Source organism: Clostridium sp. DJ247 (genome assembly GCF_014231265.1).
The window spans coordinates 32,993-47,688 of the sequence record NZ_JABAIW010000001.1 but is presented as its reverse complement, the minus strand read 5'-3'; the positions used below and the strand labels follow the sequence as shown (position 1 = coordinate 47,688).

21 protein-coding genes are annotated in these 14,696 nt (G+C 30.2%); 2 read left to right on the top strand and 19 right to left on the bottom strand.

Annotated elements, in window-relative coordinates:
• Positions 1–73 precede the first annotated feature (73 nt).
• The gene (locus HGI79_RS00210) at positions 74–1,108 is read right to left on the bottom strand and encodes a DUF362 domain-containing protein (RefSeq protein WP_185648711.1); all 1,035 of its coding nucleotides are present in this window, start codon (positions 1,106–1,108) and stop codon (positions 74–76) included.
• A gap of 319 nt (positions 1,109–1,427) precedes the next feature.
• On the opposite strand from HGI79_RS00210, the gene HGI79_RS00205 reads away from it, so the two are divergent.
• Positions 1,428–2,834 (top strand): DUF2252 family protein, encoded by a 1,407-nt coding sequence (locus HGI79_RS00205; RefSeq protein ID WP_185648710.1) that lies wholly within the window; start codon positions 1,428–1,430, stop codon positions 2,832–2,834.
• A 112-nt stretch (positions 2,835–2,946) separates the two neighbouring features.
• Here HGI79_RS00205 and HGI79_RS00200 read toward each other — a convergent pair whose 3' ends face one another.
• From HGI79_RS00200 to HGI79_RS00125, 18 genes are all read right to left on the bottom strand, one after another.
• Positions 2,947–3,165: an integrase core domain-containing protein gene (locus tag HGI79_RS00200; protein WP_313885163.1), complete on the bottom strand. Its 219-nt coding sequence runs from the start codon at positions 3,163–3,165 to the stop codon at positions 2,947–2,949.
• Positions 3,166–3,205: 40 nt separating this feature from the next.
• Positions 3,206–3,472, bottom strand: coding sequence for an IS3 family transposase (locus HGI79_RS23595; protein ID WP_395939487.1), 267 nt, complete (start codon positions 3,470–3,472; stop codon positions 3,206–3,208).
• Positions 3,473–3,606: 134 nt separating this feature from the next.
• On the bottom strand, positions 3,607–3,894 hold the full coding sequence (locus HGI79_RS00190; RefSeq protein WP_185648708.1) for a transposase: 288 nt from the start codon (positions 3,892–3,894) through the stop codon (positions 3,607–3,609).
• A 204-nt stretch (positions 3,895–4,098) separates the two neighbouring features.
• Positions 4,099–4,842, bottom strand: coding sequence for a GNAT family N-acetyltransferase (locus HGI79_RS22585; protein WP_395939486.1), 744 nt, complete (start codon positions 4,840–4,842; stop codon positions 4,099–4,101).
• A gap of 251 nt (positions 4,843–5,093) precedes the next feature.
• Positions 5,094–5,339, bottom strand: coding sequence for a hypothetical protein (locus tag HGI79_RS00180; protein ID WP_207725658.1), 246 nt, complete (start codon positions 5,337–5,339; stop codon positions 5,094–5,096).
• 97 nt (positions 5,340–5,436) lie between these two features.
• Positions 5,437–6,120 carry a distal tail protein Dit gene (locus tag HGI79_RS00175; protein WP_185648707.1) on the bottom strand — a complete coding sequence of 228 codons (684 nt, stop codon included), beginning with the start codon at positions 6,118–6,120 and terminating at the stop codon, positions 5,437–5,439.
• Positions 6,121–6,123: 3 nt separating this feature from the next.
• Positions 6,124–6,309, bottom strand: coding sequence for a hypothetical protein (locus HGI79_RS00170; protein WP_185648706.1), 186 nt, complete (start codon positions 6,307–6,309; stop codon positions 6,124–6,126).
• A 23-nt stretch (positions 6,310–6,332) separates the two neighbouring features.
• Positions 6,333–6,551 (bottom strand): hypothetical protein, encoded by a 219-nt coding sequence (locus HGI79_RS00165; protein WP_185648705.1) that lies wholly within the window; start codon positions 6,549–6,551, stop codon positions 6,333–6,335.
• Between the two features lie 16 nt (positions 6,552–6,567).
• Positions 6,568–6,699 (bottom strand): hypothetical protein, encoded by a 132-nt coding sequence (locus HGI79_RS23075; RefSeq protein ID WP_278046668.1) that lies wholly within the window; start codon positions 6,697–6,699, stop codon positions 6,568–6,570.
• Between the two features lie 437 nt (positions 6,700–7,136).
• A complete protein-coding gene (locus HGI79_RS00160; protein WP_241428095.1) occupies positions 7,137–7,361 on the bottom strand; it encodes a hypothetical protein in 225 nt (74 codons plus the stop codon).
• Between the two features lie 158 nt (positions 7,362–7,519).
• Positions 7,520–7,651, bottom strand: coding sequence for a hypothetical protein (locus HGI79_RS23070; protein WP_278046667.1), 132 nt, complete (start codon positions 7,649–7,651; stop codon positions 7,520–7,522).
• Between the two features lie 93 nt (positions 7,652–7,744).
• Positions 7,745–8,317, bottom strand: a complete 573-nt coding sequence (locus HGI79_RS00155; RefSeq protein WP_185648704.1) for a hypothetical protein — start codon at positions 8,315–8,317, stop codon at positions 7,745–7,747.
• Between the two features lie 171 nt (positions 8,318–8,488).
• On the bottom strand, positions 8,489–8,899 hold the full coding sequence (locus HGI79_RS00150) for a hypothetical protein (RefSeq protein ID WP_185648703.1): 411 nt from the start codon (positions 8,897–8,899) through the stop codon (positions 8,489–8,491).
• A gap of 232 nt (positions 8,900–9,131) precedes the next feature.
• The gene (locus tag HGI79_RS00145) at positions 9,132–9,296 is read right to left on the bottom strand and encodes a hypothetical protein (RefSeq protein ID WP_241428093.1); all 165 of its coding nucleotides are present in this window, start codon (positions 9,294–9,296) and stop codon (positions 9,132–9,134) included.
• 74 nt (positions 9,297–9,370) lie between these two features.
• Positions 9,371–10,423, bottom strand: coding sequence for an ABC transporter ATP-binding protein (locus tag HGI79_RS00140; RefSeq protein ID WP_185648702.1), 1,053 nt, complete (start codon positions 10,421–10,423; stop codon positions 9,371–9,373).
• On the bottom strand, positions 10,420–12,087 hold the full coding sequence (locus tag HGI79_RS00135; RefSeq protein WP_185648701.1) for an iron ABC transporter permease: 1,668 nt from the start codon (positions 12,085–12,087) through the stop codon (positions 10,420–10,422). The genes HGI79_RS00140 and HGI79_RS00135 overlap by 4 nt, the downstream gene beginning before the upstream one ends.
• 66 nt (positions 12,088–12,153) lie before the next feature.
• On the bottom strand, positions 12,154–13,188 hold the full coding sequence (locus tag HGI79_RS00130) for an ABC transporter substrate-binding protein (protein ID WP_185648700.1): 1,035 nt from the start codon (positions 13,186–13,188) through the stop codon (positions 12,154–12,156).
• Between the two features lie 28 nt (positions 13,189–13,216).
• Entirely contained in the window at positions 13,217–13,990 is a 774-nt protein-coding gene (locus HGI79_RS00125) for a sugar phosphate isomerase/epimerase (RefSeq protein WP_185648699.1), read from the bottom strand.
• Positions 13,991–14,134: 144 nt separating this feature from the next.
• On the opposite strand from HGI79_RS00125, the gene HGI79_RS00120 reads away from it, so the two are divergent.
• Positions 14,135–14,440, top strand: coding sequence for a hypothetical protein (locus HGI79_RS00120; protein ID WP_185648698.1), 306 nt, complete (start codon positions 14,135–14,137; stop codon positions 14,438–14,440).
• Positions 14,441–14,696 lie beyond the last annotated feature (256 nt).

Genomic DNA, 14,696 nt, shown 5'->3' with positions numbered 1-14,696 from the left:
GCTATACAATCATAAAAAGAACATCCATAGATTTGATTTACACAAATCTATGGATGTTCCCACGAAAAGAGCTTTATTTTACTTCAACAAGTTCATATTTTCTGCTACCTAAGCCTATCTTTTCTGCATATTCAAGAGTATATCTTCCTCTTCTGAATACAGTTTTACCCTGTGTTTTATCTAGCATATCAAGACAAGCCTGATCAATGCCTACTGGATCTGTTGATGCAAATAATCCAATATCTTCTACTATTGGTTTCATACTATGACCTTCACAATCACATTGTCTTGTAATATTAAAAGCAAAAGTTATATAAATAAAATTCTTATCTTTTGCAGCTGCATAGGCATATTCCGCAAGTTTTTCATTAAATGACTTTGTTATGGAACCAAACCAGCTATTATAAATTGCGCCATGAGGACATATTGCCATACAAGATGCACAGCCTACACATTTTTTCTTATTAATTTTTGCTTTTTTATTAATAATTATTGCATTTTCAGGACATTTTACTGCACAGGCACTACAAGCTTTACACTTAAAGTAGTTTATTTTAGGAACTGAACTTGAATGCTGTGCAAGCTTTCCCCCTCTTGAAGCACAGCCCATGGCAAGCTGCTTTATGGCTCCTCCAAAACCAGCTAATGCATGTCCTTTAAAATGACTTAAAATAATAATTTGTTTTTGTTTTACTATCTCTTTACCTATTTTACACTTATCAAAATTCTTTTTATTTATTTCTACATTTTCAAAATCTTCTCCATGTGCACCATCTGCAATTATTATTGGAAGCTGAATAAAGCCATGTTCCTTGGCAATGTTTATATGTTTTTCTCTAGTAAGTCTTTCTCCTTTATATATAACATTTGTCTCGATAAATGCACTTTCTATATCCCTCCCCTTTAAGTAATCTATAATTCCAATATAATTTTTAGGCTCTATAAAAGTTTTATTTCCCTTTTCTCCAAAGTGTACTTTAAGCGGTATGAATTTTTCAAGATTTAAATTTTCATTTTTAACTATTTCATTTAAAATTTCGGCAGCCGCTATACTAATTTCTTCTGTTTTTAAATATGAATCAATAGCTTTAAAATATACCTTTTTCATAATATATCCTCCCTTTTTAATCAACTCTGCAGAAACTCTAATGTTTTCATAAATTTCATTCATTACCAAACTATATGTTAAATGTATATATAACAACCATAAAAATTCATAATTATCTACGAAGTTGACACAACTCTTAGGAATATTATACCATCAAATACTAATTTTACAAATAATCCGTTAACTAAGAATGCGAAGTTTTTTGTCTAATTTCTTGGGCCCATTATAATTTAATACACATTTAACATATGGTTAATTGCTAGATTATAATATAATGCTAAATTTACTATATTTCTATAATATTAGAGGAGGATCTGAAATGAAAAGAACATGGAGTAAATTCTTAGCTTTATTGGTCTCCACCATAATTATCACTTTACAGATTACTACAGTTTATTCTGCCGACAGTTCTTTAACCAGACAAAACTATATTAAACAACAAATAACGGGTGCCAATGCATTTATTACAGACTCAAATGTCAAACAAAACAAATACACTCAAATGTCAACCTCAGCGTTTAATTTCTTCCGGGCAACCAACCATCTTTATTACAGCGACCTTGGCTCAGGCGTAATTAACGTACCAAGCCAATGGAAAACCACATCTAATATTAATACCTGGATTCAAGGCGATTTCCATACACAGAATATAGGATTTTTCGAAAATAAGAACGGAGAAGTCATTTTTGACTTAAATGATTCAGATGAATCGTACGTTGCACCATTTTACTGGGACTTAATCCGTTTTTGTACAAGTATTTTTCTTATGACCGGCGAATCCAACGTAAACTTGTCAATGCAGGATAAACGTGATTTAACCACTTATTTCCTACAGAAATATCAAGACACCTTAAACGAAGTCAATGGAAATAACAACGAAACTACAACTCAATTAGATGAAAGCTATTTGACCAGCGGCTTCGTTCAAGATAGAATGAGAAATTTAAAAAGCTCAAAAAGTTTGTCCGATTTATTGAATAAATGGACTACCATTTCGAACAGCAAACGTGTATTCAATATGGCAAACACTGATTTAACCGGAGTCACATCCACAGAGCGAACTAACATCACTTCGAATTATTATACTTATCTAAATGATATTGGAAGTTTTTATACTTCAAAAGGCAGCAGCTATTTTACCATTAAGGATGTTGTCCGACGCTTAAATTCAGGTTTAGGAAGTTTAGGCGTTGACAAATTTTATATATTGATTGAAGGAAGTACAAGTTCTAACAGTGATGATCAGATTCTTGAGGTTAAAGAACAAAAAAAACCAAGCATGTTCTTGGAAGGCAGCATCTCTCAATCACAATATAATTCCTGGTTTATTAATGATGCCCAGCGTTCCAAAACCGCTCAAAAAGCAGACGGTATCCGTGTAGATGATCATCTTGGTGTTGAAACCTTCGGCGGTAAATCGTACAGAGTTACGCGAATCTCACCGTTCAAAAACAGTTTTGATTCCACTGATTTCAAATCACGTTCCGATATTGAAGATTTTCTCAAATATTCAGCAAAAGCATTAGCTTATGCACACGCTAGATCAGACAAAGATTATAATACAACTTATGTTAATTATAATTTTGAAGCAGGAGCGCTAAATGCAATTGCAATTTGGCCTCAATTTAAAACAACAGTATCAACGTTATCTGAAAACTACTACAATCAAGTATTAGCTGATTACTCGATGTTCACTTACCTAGTCAACACAGGTCAAATGGAATAATGCTGCACCAAACTTTAGAGTTTACAAATAAAACGACCAATATTGGGTCGTTTTATTTGTTCTTGTTATTGACCTAGTCAAGTAAAATTGTAACACTAAGTTCGTTTAATTTTTATAGATACCTTCTCTGAAAAGGCGTTAGCCCGCCTAAAGAACTATGTGGTCTTTTGTGATGGTAATACCTAAAAATGTAGTCATTTGTTAACTCATCTAAATGTGCAATATTTTTAATATTGTAATGACTTAGATGTTCACTCTTAAGTTTTCCATAGAAAGATTCCATAGGAGCATTATCATATGGACATCCTGCTTTACTCATAGATTGCTGTATCTTATTAGTTTCACAGAATACAGTAAAAGCCTTTGAAGTATTATGTAAAATCTGTGCACCACTTTAAATTCTTCTTGGATGCTGTAAAATCCCTATTTAATAGGTTTTTAAATACTTTATGAGGAGTACCCTTTACATAATTGGGCTTTTTTCTGAAAGAGATCGACTTAAGATTTAATGCCTTCATATATTTGTGTACAGTTAACAGACTCACATTAGTTCCTTGTTTTTCTAACGAGAGTTTTATCATTCTATATCCCATTTTTCCATCTTTACTGTGGAAAATTTCTTTAATTTGCTGTTGTATTAATTGTTTATGTTGATTGTAAGCTGATTTTCTACGTTTTAGGTAGTTATAATATGCATTGGGAGATATGTCAAAATGTCTCAGAAGCCATCTAACGCCAAATTCTACTTGGTTTAACTCAATGAACTGATAAACTAATTGTCTATCTCTTTGGCGAAGAAGGCTGCCGCCTTTTCTAGGAAAGCATTCTCCTTTTCAAGTTCAGCTGCACGCTTTTTTAACAGCTTAATTTCTTCATATATATTAGGAGAAACTTTATCTTCAGACTCCATACATTCTTCACTAAAACTCTTAATCCAGCCAGTAAGTGTAGATTTTGCAATATTGTATTCTTTTGCAAGGCTCGCTAAGGTTCTATCTTCCTCTAAATGTAATTTAACTATCTTTTGTTTAAATACTTTATCATATTTCTTATTTGCCATTTGTAACACCACTTTCTTAAATCTTATTATAATAGATTATTAGACATTAGTGTTACAACTTTAGTATATCACGTCAATCTTAACCCCCTACCTTCATCTTAAATTACTAATATTCAAATATCATGGATATTATGATTTATGAAACCTTTAAGAATTGAACGACATATTAAATGCTACTTAATTATGCTCATAATCTCCGTTCAATTATGTATGAGACAATTTTGGAAACATGAATTGATTGCTTTTAAGCAATTTCAGGTCTTTTCCCATTGCAAACAGAGTGTCCTCACCCTTAAGCAATATTGTTTCGTAAGAAGAGGAAGTATCTTCAGGGGTAAAGAAAAGAACTATTCTTTTTACGTTCTCGTTTGTCAATGAGCTCAGTATTCTATCTAATGGAACATTTTTAGTACAAAAAATATCCATAACTTTCATTGTGTCTTCCGTAAAATCTGCAATTATAACAGCATCATAATCTTCCAAATAGTAAACGTTGTTTTTCATAAATAAGGTGCAATAAAACATAATTAATTCTGCATTAGTACACATAGAAACTTTAGAAACAGGAACGGCCTGCATCACCTTGTCAATTACGAAGCTTCTACTGTTTGCATCAGACATATTCAGCTTTTTGACAGAAACATCTGTATGAATTGCATCCGCCTTTTTTACACATTGATATTGATTTAATTCATTAAATCCAAACTTAGGATAAAAATCAAGTACGGAGTTATTCGCAAACAAATAGATTAAATCACATTTGCCCCGATAATCTGTAATCGCTTTTTTTATCAGCACACGCAATAAGCCTTGCTTTCTGTAATCGGGCTTGGTCATCACGGTTCCCAATTGAATATACCTTTTTTCTTCTCCAAAAACTTTAAAATCCATTACATTGACAGACACATTAGAAACAATCTTATCTCCATCTATCAACGAATATGGTATATACTGATTTTTCCAATATCCATCTTGATACCACTGTTCAAAATTAAATCAAAATATTTTTTGAGTTAAATCATTTAAACTCTTTCTGAGTTCATTGTTTTTCCCGTATCCAATAACAAATTGATACTCTTTCCCGTTGATGTTTATATATTCCATGTGAATGCTCCCCCTGTGTCAAATATAAATAATATTTTCTTTGTGATATCTAACAAGTGTGTCACTGAATAAGAAAAGCCCATAATATAATAATGTTATAATGCTACAATTTTAATTACAACACCAAAAATAAATATACTTGATAAAATTAATAGTATTCCATCTGATTTTTTCTCTTTCTTGTAAAAGTATAAACCATTAAAAATTTGAAAAATACCTAAACAAGTAAGCATATAAGGCATTATCACTTTACTATCAGCATTACCCATTAATACACTTATGGCTAATATAATTATTAATACTCCAAGTATAAACCTAATTATTGAATTTTTGCTTTTCAAAGTTATCCCCCTTTATATTTTACGAGTAATTTAAAATGATCTTCCATTGTAATGTAATAATTATAACAATTATTCATCATAATTACTATAAAGTTATTTATATCCACACAGCATTAACCTGTATCTCAATTTTCATCACACTTCCAGAAAAACTTATTACGTTATCTCCACAATTAAACACAGGAAAGTCTCCAGTCATATCAAAATTCTTTAAAACATCATCCTTATAGCAGTCCTTTAAGACTGAATCTACTGTTACATACTCATTAACATTTTTAATGCTAACAGTTTCACTATTTATAGTTATACTTAAATCTCCACTACCATAAATTTTGATTACAAGTTCACTTTGAAAAGTTCCTTCATTAATAACTGTAGTATTGCTTGAAATTACTGTTATTAAAGGCTCATCTACTTTGTATTTAAATGGTTGGCAATCAAACACTACAACAAATTTATGTAACTTTGAAAGTATCTCATTAAAAGGTATTGCATTTATAATTACTGCTTTATACTTCTTATCTGGTTCATTTGAAAATATTGCTTCTCCAGTACCATTAAGCCAGCTGCATATGTGTTCTATGTTTCCATTATTCAAAGTACATTCTACTGTCTTTATAACCCCTTCATAAGTTCCATCGCTTTGAGTTAAATAACCGTTTCTGCCGCTTACAGTTAACTTTTCAACTCTAGCTTTTGGTCTTTCTATATCTGGGAGCTTATTTACTATGATATTATTGTCACTACTGTTTTCACCGTTAAAAATAAAATAAGGAAGCATAAATTATACACCTCCTTTTGCAAGACTTCTCTGTTGTCTATAAAATTCAAGTTCTTCTGCTAGAGCCTGAATATCTTCTTTTCTGTTGTTAACGAATTTTTCTATATTTATTGTTAGTCCACTTGAACCTTTAAGTATATCTTTAGTATCCTTATGATTTAAAACCTGTTCTCCACCTTTAGAATTCATAAGCTCTACTCCTTCTTCTCCAACTAGATGCCAGCTATAACTTTTATAGCAGTATTAATAATATCTATAGCAATATTTATAGAAATGACCACTGCTTCAAATGCCACTTTAATTATTTCTTTAATAGCAGGCATACACTGCTGAATTAAACTCCATAGGCTGTTAAAGACCGGTACAAGATATGTTTGAATTGTACTTGTAAGAGTATCAAAATAAGGTTTTACTGTATTATACATTTCCATAATAAAAGCTTTTATCTCAGGAAACTCCTTGCTTACTTGATTTCTGAAAGTATGATGAATATATTGAAATAATAAGTCCTGTCCCAAAAATATATTCAACTATATTTTTTGCTTTCATTTCACCGAAGGTTATAAATTTTTTAAACACTCCTTAATCCTCCAATCTATTTTATATATTCCATCACAAAACATATATACAAATTATACACTAATTTACTTATATTTCATATCCCTACTTTCCCTATCTTATCTCCCAAGGTTCTTCATCATTTGCTGTATCATATGTACCATAAAATTTAACATCACTTACAACTTCATCATCATCTTTAAGTGCCATTTCAATATCTTCAAGCCCAAGTGCATTTTTGATTATAATTATTATTGCTTTTCCTAATTTTGATTTTCCAACAAAAGCTACATTATCTATATAATCTGTATCGTCAATATCTGCTTTAGCTGTTACTGTATCAAATTCAATACCAGTAGTTATCTGAAGATCTGCATAGAATTTTTATCCTTGAAATACTGGATCTTTTCTAATTTTAATTCTCTGTCTTTTAATTCATTTTCCTTTTGCTGCAATAATTACTCTTGTGTCATTTCTGACTTTTTCTTTTCCTCATCAAATTTCTGTCTAAGCTTTTTTTCATTAGTTTTAACTGCTTCGCTTACTCTTTTATCAACATAAGATTCCATATACTTTTTAAATTCAGGATGATTTAATATCCCTTCAATATTAAACTCCTTACTACTTTGAGTGTCCAGATTTTCTGTCCCCTCATTTGTTTTAATTTCTTTGTTTTCTTCCATAAAAAATTCCTCCTTTAATTTTGTTTTGAGTTATTGATATTGCTCCTTTATGCTGCAATTACAATCCCTCGGAAATATAAAAAGACATCCAAGTGGATGCCTGATTTTGCTTATTATTTTTTGTTAGTTTACATTATTAAGAAATTTGCGTAGTCATTTTAGTTATTTATTTGTTTAATTGCTTCAACATTTTCATATATCTTATCAATATTCCTATTAATATCTTCACCTTCTAATTTAACTTCATAAACATTTTTATCATCATTATACCAAAAAACTATTGAATCCATTTTTACCCCATTACTTTTTAACACGTTAATTAATTCATATATAGCTTCTACAAACTTATGCTTATTTTCAAATCTTTTTTCATGGAACTCAATTTACCAACCATTAAACATCCCACTTATGTCATTATTGTGTATATCTTTAAAAACTATTTTGGTATATTCAATATTAGTATAGGTGTATAAAAAATATTCTTGCTTGGATATATCCTGAGTTATCCATTCACCGTCACTTGTTTTTCTTAAACTAAAATTATTCGCCTTGAATTCCTTATTATAACCATACACAACAAAAAAACTGTCATTTTCACCATATATATAGTGGTTTGTCATTCCATATAGTGATTTACTTTTTCCTTGATATGCTCCATAAGTTGGTTCATAAAAAAGCCCATTTAATTTTTCTTCAAAACATTGTAAATAGAGGTCATCTTTCTTATCTCTTGAAGTACCAAATATAATTCTATAGTTCTTACCTTTATATGAAGATTTAGTATCACTTTTTACACTGATAGTTTGATTATATATTTTATCAATGTATCTGCTAGCATTAGAGTGCCATACAAGATTACTTTTATTAAAAGTAAATAAAGCAATAATAGATAAAAATATTAAACTATATATTACAGTATAAATCTTATTTTTGTTATTATTCTTTACTCGTTCCACCCCCTTATTAATTCATCATATTTTACAACTATGACTTAATAATTTCTTAAACAATAACAATTATACCATAACCCACCAATGTCACACATTAGAAAATTCAAAAATATGGTTAAGGTATATTTGTATGTAACTCTCATTTTTGAATTTTACAACCCTTGATATTACTAGCTTTCAGCCCTCTCTAAAGCGTGACACATTACCTTTTTCCTGCCTTTTCCGTTGCCTACATCTTGCCTGTTCCCTTTTTATATATTTCCTACAACTTTCGCAATACTCCTGTCTATTAGAATTGGCTTCAATGTTTTTACCACATCTTTTACACTTAATTCTTGGTTTAGGCTTTTCTTCTTCTGCTTTAATAGATATAATATCAATTTCTGCATTATATCCTCTTTCTAAATCAGCATTCAAGTTAAGAACACAATCCTCAAAATACTTACATCTCTCCTTTTCTTCTTTTTCAAAAAATAAACAGACTCTATCAACATTACAGCAATAATGACTGATAGAGCCTTGTTCTGTAAAATAACAAGCACATTCTTTTTTAACAAAGACTGATATAATTACCCTTAATTTAGCCATAATAAAAACATTCAATTCACAAATTGAATGTTTTTATTATACCTAACCCTTTATTTATTCTATTTTATACTTCCGTTACCACTTCAACCTTAATCTTATCCTTAACTTCCTTATCATAATACTCCTTCTTATATAGCAGTACATAGCACTCCACATGCCCTGTCACAGGAAACATATCCTTTAGTAAAGTTACCCCATCCTATCTTCATGACTACAAACTTTAACTTTCAAGCTATAGATCAAACTTTACAATTCCATCACAAAGTCTTGGGGATGCTGCAAAATTAATACCATATCTTGATAAGGGATAATAGTTATTCTGTGCAGCTGAAAGCTCAAGCATACAGCCATTGCAAGATCCTGTATCACAGGAGCCTCTATTCAAACATAATTCCAAAGGGTCAGGCTTCAGTAAACATATTTAAAAGGATGTAAATTTATTTTGTTGCTAAGATTAAGAAGCTATATTATTCAATTTTGAAATTCTGCTTTGTTTTTTAGTATATTTATTTTTTCTCCCAGTATATAATTGTTAAAACCAGTATCATATACAGTTATTAATTGATTTAACACTTCTACATTATAATGAGTTTCTTTTCCCTGATACTGAACATTTCTTATAACTCCTGGTATTCCCTCTTCTTCTCTGGATAACTTAAGCTGTTCTGGTCTTACATTATATAAATTTTTATTTTTTATCTCTTGTGAAACTCCATCATCATTCCACTGTATAAGCTTTGTTCCAACATTTATACAAAAAATATTATCTTTCCATTCCCCTTTTATTAAATTAGCTTTTGAAACAAAAGTTGCAACAAATTCTGTTCTTGGATTTAGATATATATCTTTTGGACTTCCTATCTGCTCTATCTTACCATTTTTCATTATTACAATTCTATCTGCCATTGCTAACGCCTCACTCTGATCATGAGTAACATACACAATAGCTGTTTTAGTTAATCTATGAATATTTTGTATCTCTCTTCTCATTTCAATTTTAAGCTCTGCATCTAATGCACTTAAGGGTTCATCCATTAATAAAAGAGAAGGTCTTGCTATAATTGCACGAGCCAATGCTACTCTTTGTTTCTGCCCTCCTGATAATTGTCCAGGTAATCTGTCTGAAAAGTAGTTAAGACCTATAATGTTTAATGTTTCATTAACCAGTTTTTCTCTTTCATTTTTTAGCTTTTTGGATACAAAACCATGGTACTTTAAAGGAAAATAAAGGTGCTCTTTAACTGTCATATGCGGCCATAAAGCAAAAGATTGAAAAACCATACCTATATTTCTCTTATCAGGAGACAGAAATTTTTTTGAACTGCTAACTAATTCCCCATTTATTTTTATTTCTCCTTGACTTGGAAAGTCAAAGCCAGCTATAAGTCTTAATAATGTGGTCTTTCCACATCCAGAAGGCCCTAATATTGCAATGAATTCCCCCTGATCAATTGTAAGATTGATATTATCTAAAGCCTTAAAATCATCAAAATATTTGCTAACATTAACTATTTCTGTACTCATATTCTACCACCTTTAAATTTAAATTTTGGAACAATTTTAAGGGAAAAATATAATAAAGAAATTATAAATATTACTAAGGAAGATAACGCAGTTGAAGAATTTAAATCTCCTCCTTGCTGAAAATTTAAAATGGTCAGTCCTATTGTTTCAGTACCCACAGAGGATAAAAGGGACGAAAGTGTAAGCTCCGTTAAGGAAGACATGAAAATAAGGAAGGAACCACTTATAACCTCAGTTAGTATCATAGGAACTAATATTTTTATCCACTTAAAGTAAGAATTAGCCCCACAAACAATTGCTGCCTCCTCCATAGATTCATCAACCTGAGAAATAGCTGTACTACTTCCTTTTACCTGAAGAATTAAATATCTTGTTATATAAGCTATTACCATTATTTTTATAGTACCGTAAATGTCAGGTTTCCATCCAGGAATTGGTTGTATCCAGTGAAAAATCATTGCTAAAGCAAGTACAATTCCAGGTACTGCATAGGCTAAACTCATATTTAATTCTATAAATCTTACAGCTTTAGAACTTTTCCTTATTTTGATATAAGCAATTAAAGTTCCAATGAAAATGCATATAATTGTACATGTTAGCGCCAAAATAAAACTATTTATTAAAGCATTTTTTACATTTGGACTATGTAAAATAAAACTGTAATGTTTTAATGTCAGATTGCTGAAATTTAAACTCATACCATATGCATTAATTAAAGAAGATAAAACCATAGATATTATTGGTATAATATTTATGATTATTAAAAATATCCACGTTATAAATTCAATTATTTTTCTGCCTTTGCCTAATGAAAATCTTATATTATAATCTTCTTTAACAGTGTCACCGCCATTACTTTTTTTAAGAAGCAATCCCTGAAAAGCTGTTCCCAGTATCGCTATTACAGCTAAAATTACAGAGATAGCAGCTCCTTTTGAAAAAGCCTTTGGACCAAAACCAATAATACTTTCATATATATATGTACTTAAAACACTTATACCTGCAGGTATACCTAAAAAAGCTGGTATACCAAAATTATCTATACTAGCTAAAAACGAAAGAATTCCCCCACTTATTATTCCTGGCATAGCAAGTGGGAGATTTATCTTAAAAAAGGTTTTTAAAGCACTTAATCCACAAGTTCTTGCTGACCATTCAAGATCTCTTGGAATTCTTCTAAAGACATTAACCGTAAGAAGATATACTAAAGAACTATTACAAATTCCCATAACTAAAATAATTCCTGTTAAACTATACATGTCTAAAGGTTTTAGATTCCCTGGTAAAAAAGAAAGTATTTTTTCTACTATACCATTTTTCCCCATAAACTGCGTCCATGATAACGTAATGATATATGAGGGAATAACAAAAGGTAAAAGTACAAAAAACTCCATAAGATTTTTTTGTCTAACATCAGTATAAGCTATAAGCCATGCCATAATAAGTCCTAAGCAAAGAGAAATAACTGTAGAAAACACTGATATGTAAATAGTGTTACTTATTGATTCATAAGTTTTTATGTCCTTAAAAATTTCTATATAATTTCCCAAACCATAGGTTGTTCCTATTTTGAAACTTAATATCAGAAGCCTAAAAAGAGGCATAAAAAATATGAATAAAATAATTATATAAATTAAGTACCTTAGAGGGTTTTTCTTTTCCATATTTATCTCCTACACTAAATATGAATTTCTTCGCTGTATACAACAGCGAAGAAATTAACATAGCTGCTACTTAAATATATTTGAAAATTTTTTCTTATCATCTTCTCTATTTTTTAATAATTCTTTTGTATCTGCATTCAATACCTTCAAATCTTTGTAAGCTTTTAGTCCTTCTGGAGCTTTAACTCCATCTTTTATTGGGGCATAACCTAAATCTGCTGCAAGCTTTTGTCCTTCTTCAGATAATACAAAATCCACAAAAGCCTTTGCAACCCCAGCATTTTTAGTAGATTCAATTATTCCAATAGGTTCAGTAATAGCTGGTAGCCCTTCTTTTGGATATATAAATTTTACAGGGGATCCTTCTTTTTGGGCTCTAACAGCCATATAGTCAATAATTATTCCATAGTCTTTTTCACCGGAAGCCACAGCCTTTAAAACTCCACCGTTGCCTTTGTCAACCTTTATATTGTTGCTTTTAATTTTTTCATAAAATTCCCACCCAATACCTTGAGTTCTGGTTAATACTCCAACATTGTAAGCTGCTGCTCCTGAATAAAGAGGACTTGGCATTATAGCTTTATTCTTAGCATTTTCACTTAGTATAGTATTCCATGAATCTGGTAAATCTTTTACGTTTTTTGTATTAACCACTATACCTGTTGAAATTATCTTAGTTCCTGTATACATTCCATCCTTGTCCACAAATTGTTCTGGTATTCCTTTTAGTTCTGATGATTTATATTGCATAAGCAGTTTTTTTTCTTTTAAAGATTCAAAAGTCACAGAATCTGCTACCAGCAGCACATCAGCCTTAACAGCCCCTGCTTCATTTTCTGCTAATAATTTACTTATAACCTCCTCAGTTCCTGAACGAAATATGTTAACCTTAGCTTTCGGATATTTCTTTTGAAAAGCTTCCACGAGAGATTGAGCATCTTTATCTGGCTGAGAAGTGTATAATGTTATTGCCCCTTGAATTTTTTCTGAAGAAACCTCTGATGTGCTATTTGAGCTTTGACTTGTTGAACAAGCACTTAATCCTGCTACCATAATTAATGCAGATGTAACTGTAACTAATTTCTTTAATATCTTTGACATAAAAACATCTCCTTTTTTAGTAATTATTTTAAAGTAAGCTTTTAATAAAATCTGTATTTTCTTTAAATTTTTGCATGTTATCACTGTTATCATATCCCTCTATTACAAGAGGTAAATCAAGCTTTATAACTTCTTTTATCATAGCTTTACAATTAAGGTCTCCTTTTCCCAAAGTGACATGATATTTACTTCCTTGTCTATCGCTTATATGTATTTTATTTATATTTTTAAGCTGTTTTAAGTAAAGCTCAAAAAGGTATTCTTTTTCCAAATGTGCTATATCTAATGTAGTTTTTATGGGATGTTTTAGCCTCATAATTATGTCATTCATGATTTCAGGTGTAGTTACAAACTCTTTAGGAATCACCTCCATAAGCTCTATAGAAAGTTCAACAGAATTCTTAAATGAAAATTCCGTTATTTCATTTAAGCTATTTAAAAGCACTTCCTTATACCACCCAAAATGACTGCTTGCAAAACTTTTTCTTCCAGGATGTATAGTTATATGCTCTGCTTCAAGTCGTTTTGAAAGTAATATTGATTTTTTTATTTCTTTGATGGATTGCTTTCTAATACCTTCATTTATGGAGCATATGTTTATATCATTGCTTGCTCCGTGACATAAAATCTTCAAACCGTATTTTTCTTTCAAATTAAGAATACTGTTTATAGAAGAATTCTTGAACCAAAAATGTTGTGCCCAGATTTCAACTCCTTCATATTCATAACTATGGGCTATTTCCATTACTTCTTCCAAAGATTTATTCCAAAGAAGTATTGAAGAAAAATATATATTCCGCATTGTATTTCCTCCATTTGTTGTTATATTCTCAATATTAAATAGATAATGTTAAAGCTTTGTTACGATAAAGTTATTGTAGCGTAAATTGAAAAAAGTAGTTCAAGTATATTTGAATCCCTTATAAGCATAACCTCTGATGATATAATGATTGTATTTGGATTTTCAAAAATGCTTATGAAAACTCAGGTAGTACTTGATTATTCAAAAAAAGCAGGTTATAAAACCATATTGTTTACAGATTTAATGGTGTCAGAAATGTTGAAAATGGCTGATATATCACTATACACTTATCGAGGTGATTTATGGGAATTTCATTCTATGGTTAGTCCTTTAGCATTGCTAGATTGCCTTATAGTAGGTGTGGCATTAAAAATGGAGAATACAGCTTTGAAAAAGTTGGAAGACTTATCAGATATAAGAAAACAATATTCAGATTATATAAAAAGATAAAACCACAACTTCATCAACAGCTTTTATCATATCTATGTAAGATATAATTAGCCCTAAAGTATGAGATGAAACCATTATTTTAGGAAGGCTAATTCTCCTTTTTATAAGTTAGGTTACCCAAACAAAACTTATAAAAAGGAGAATTAGCTATGAATAATCAAGATATATTACCTCAGAATTAGAAAAAATGCTATATGAAATATTACCCATATCAGCTAAAAAATCAAAAAATTTAGTAGCAGTTATTAATTGTTGA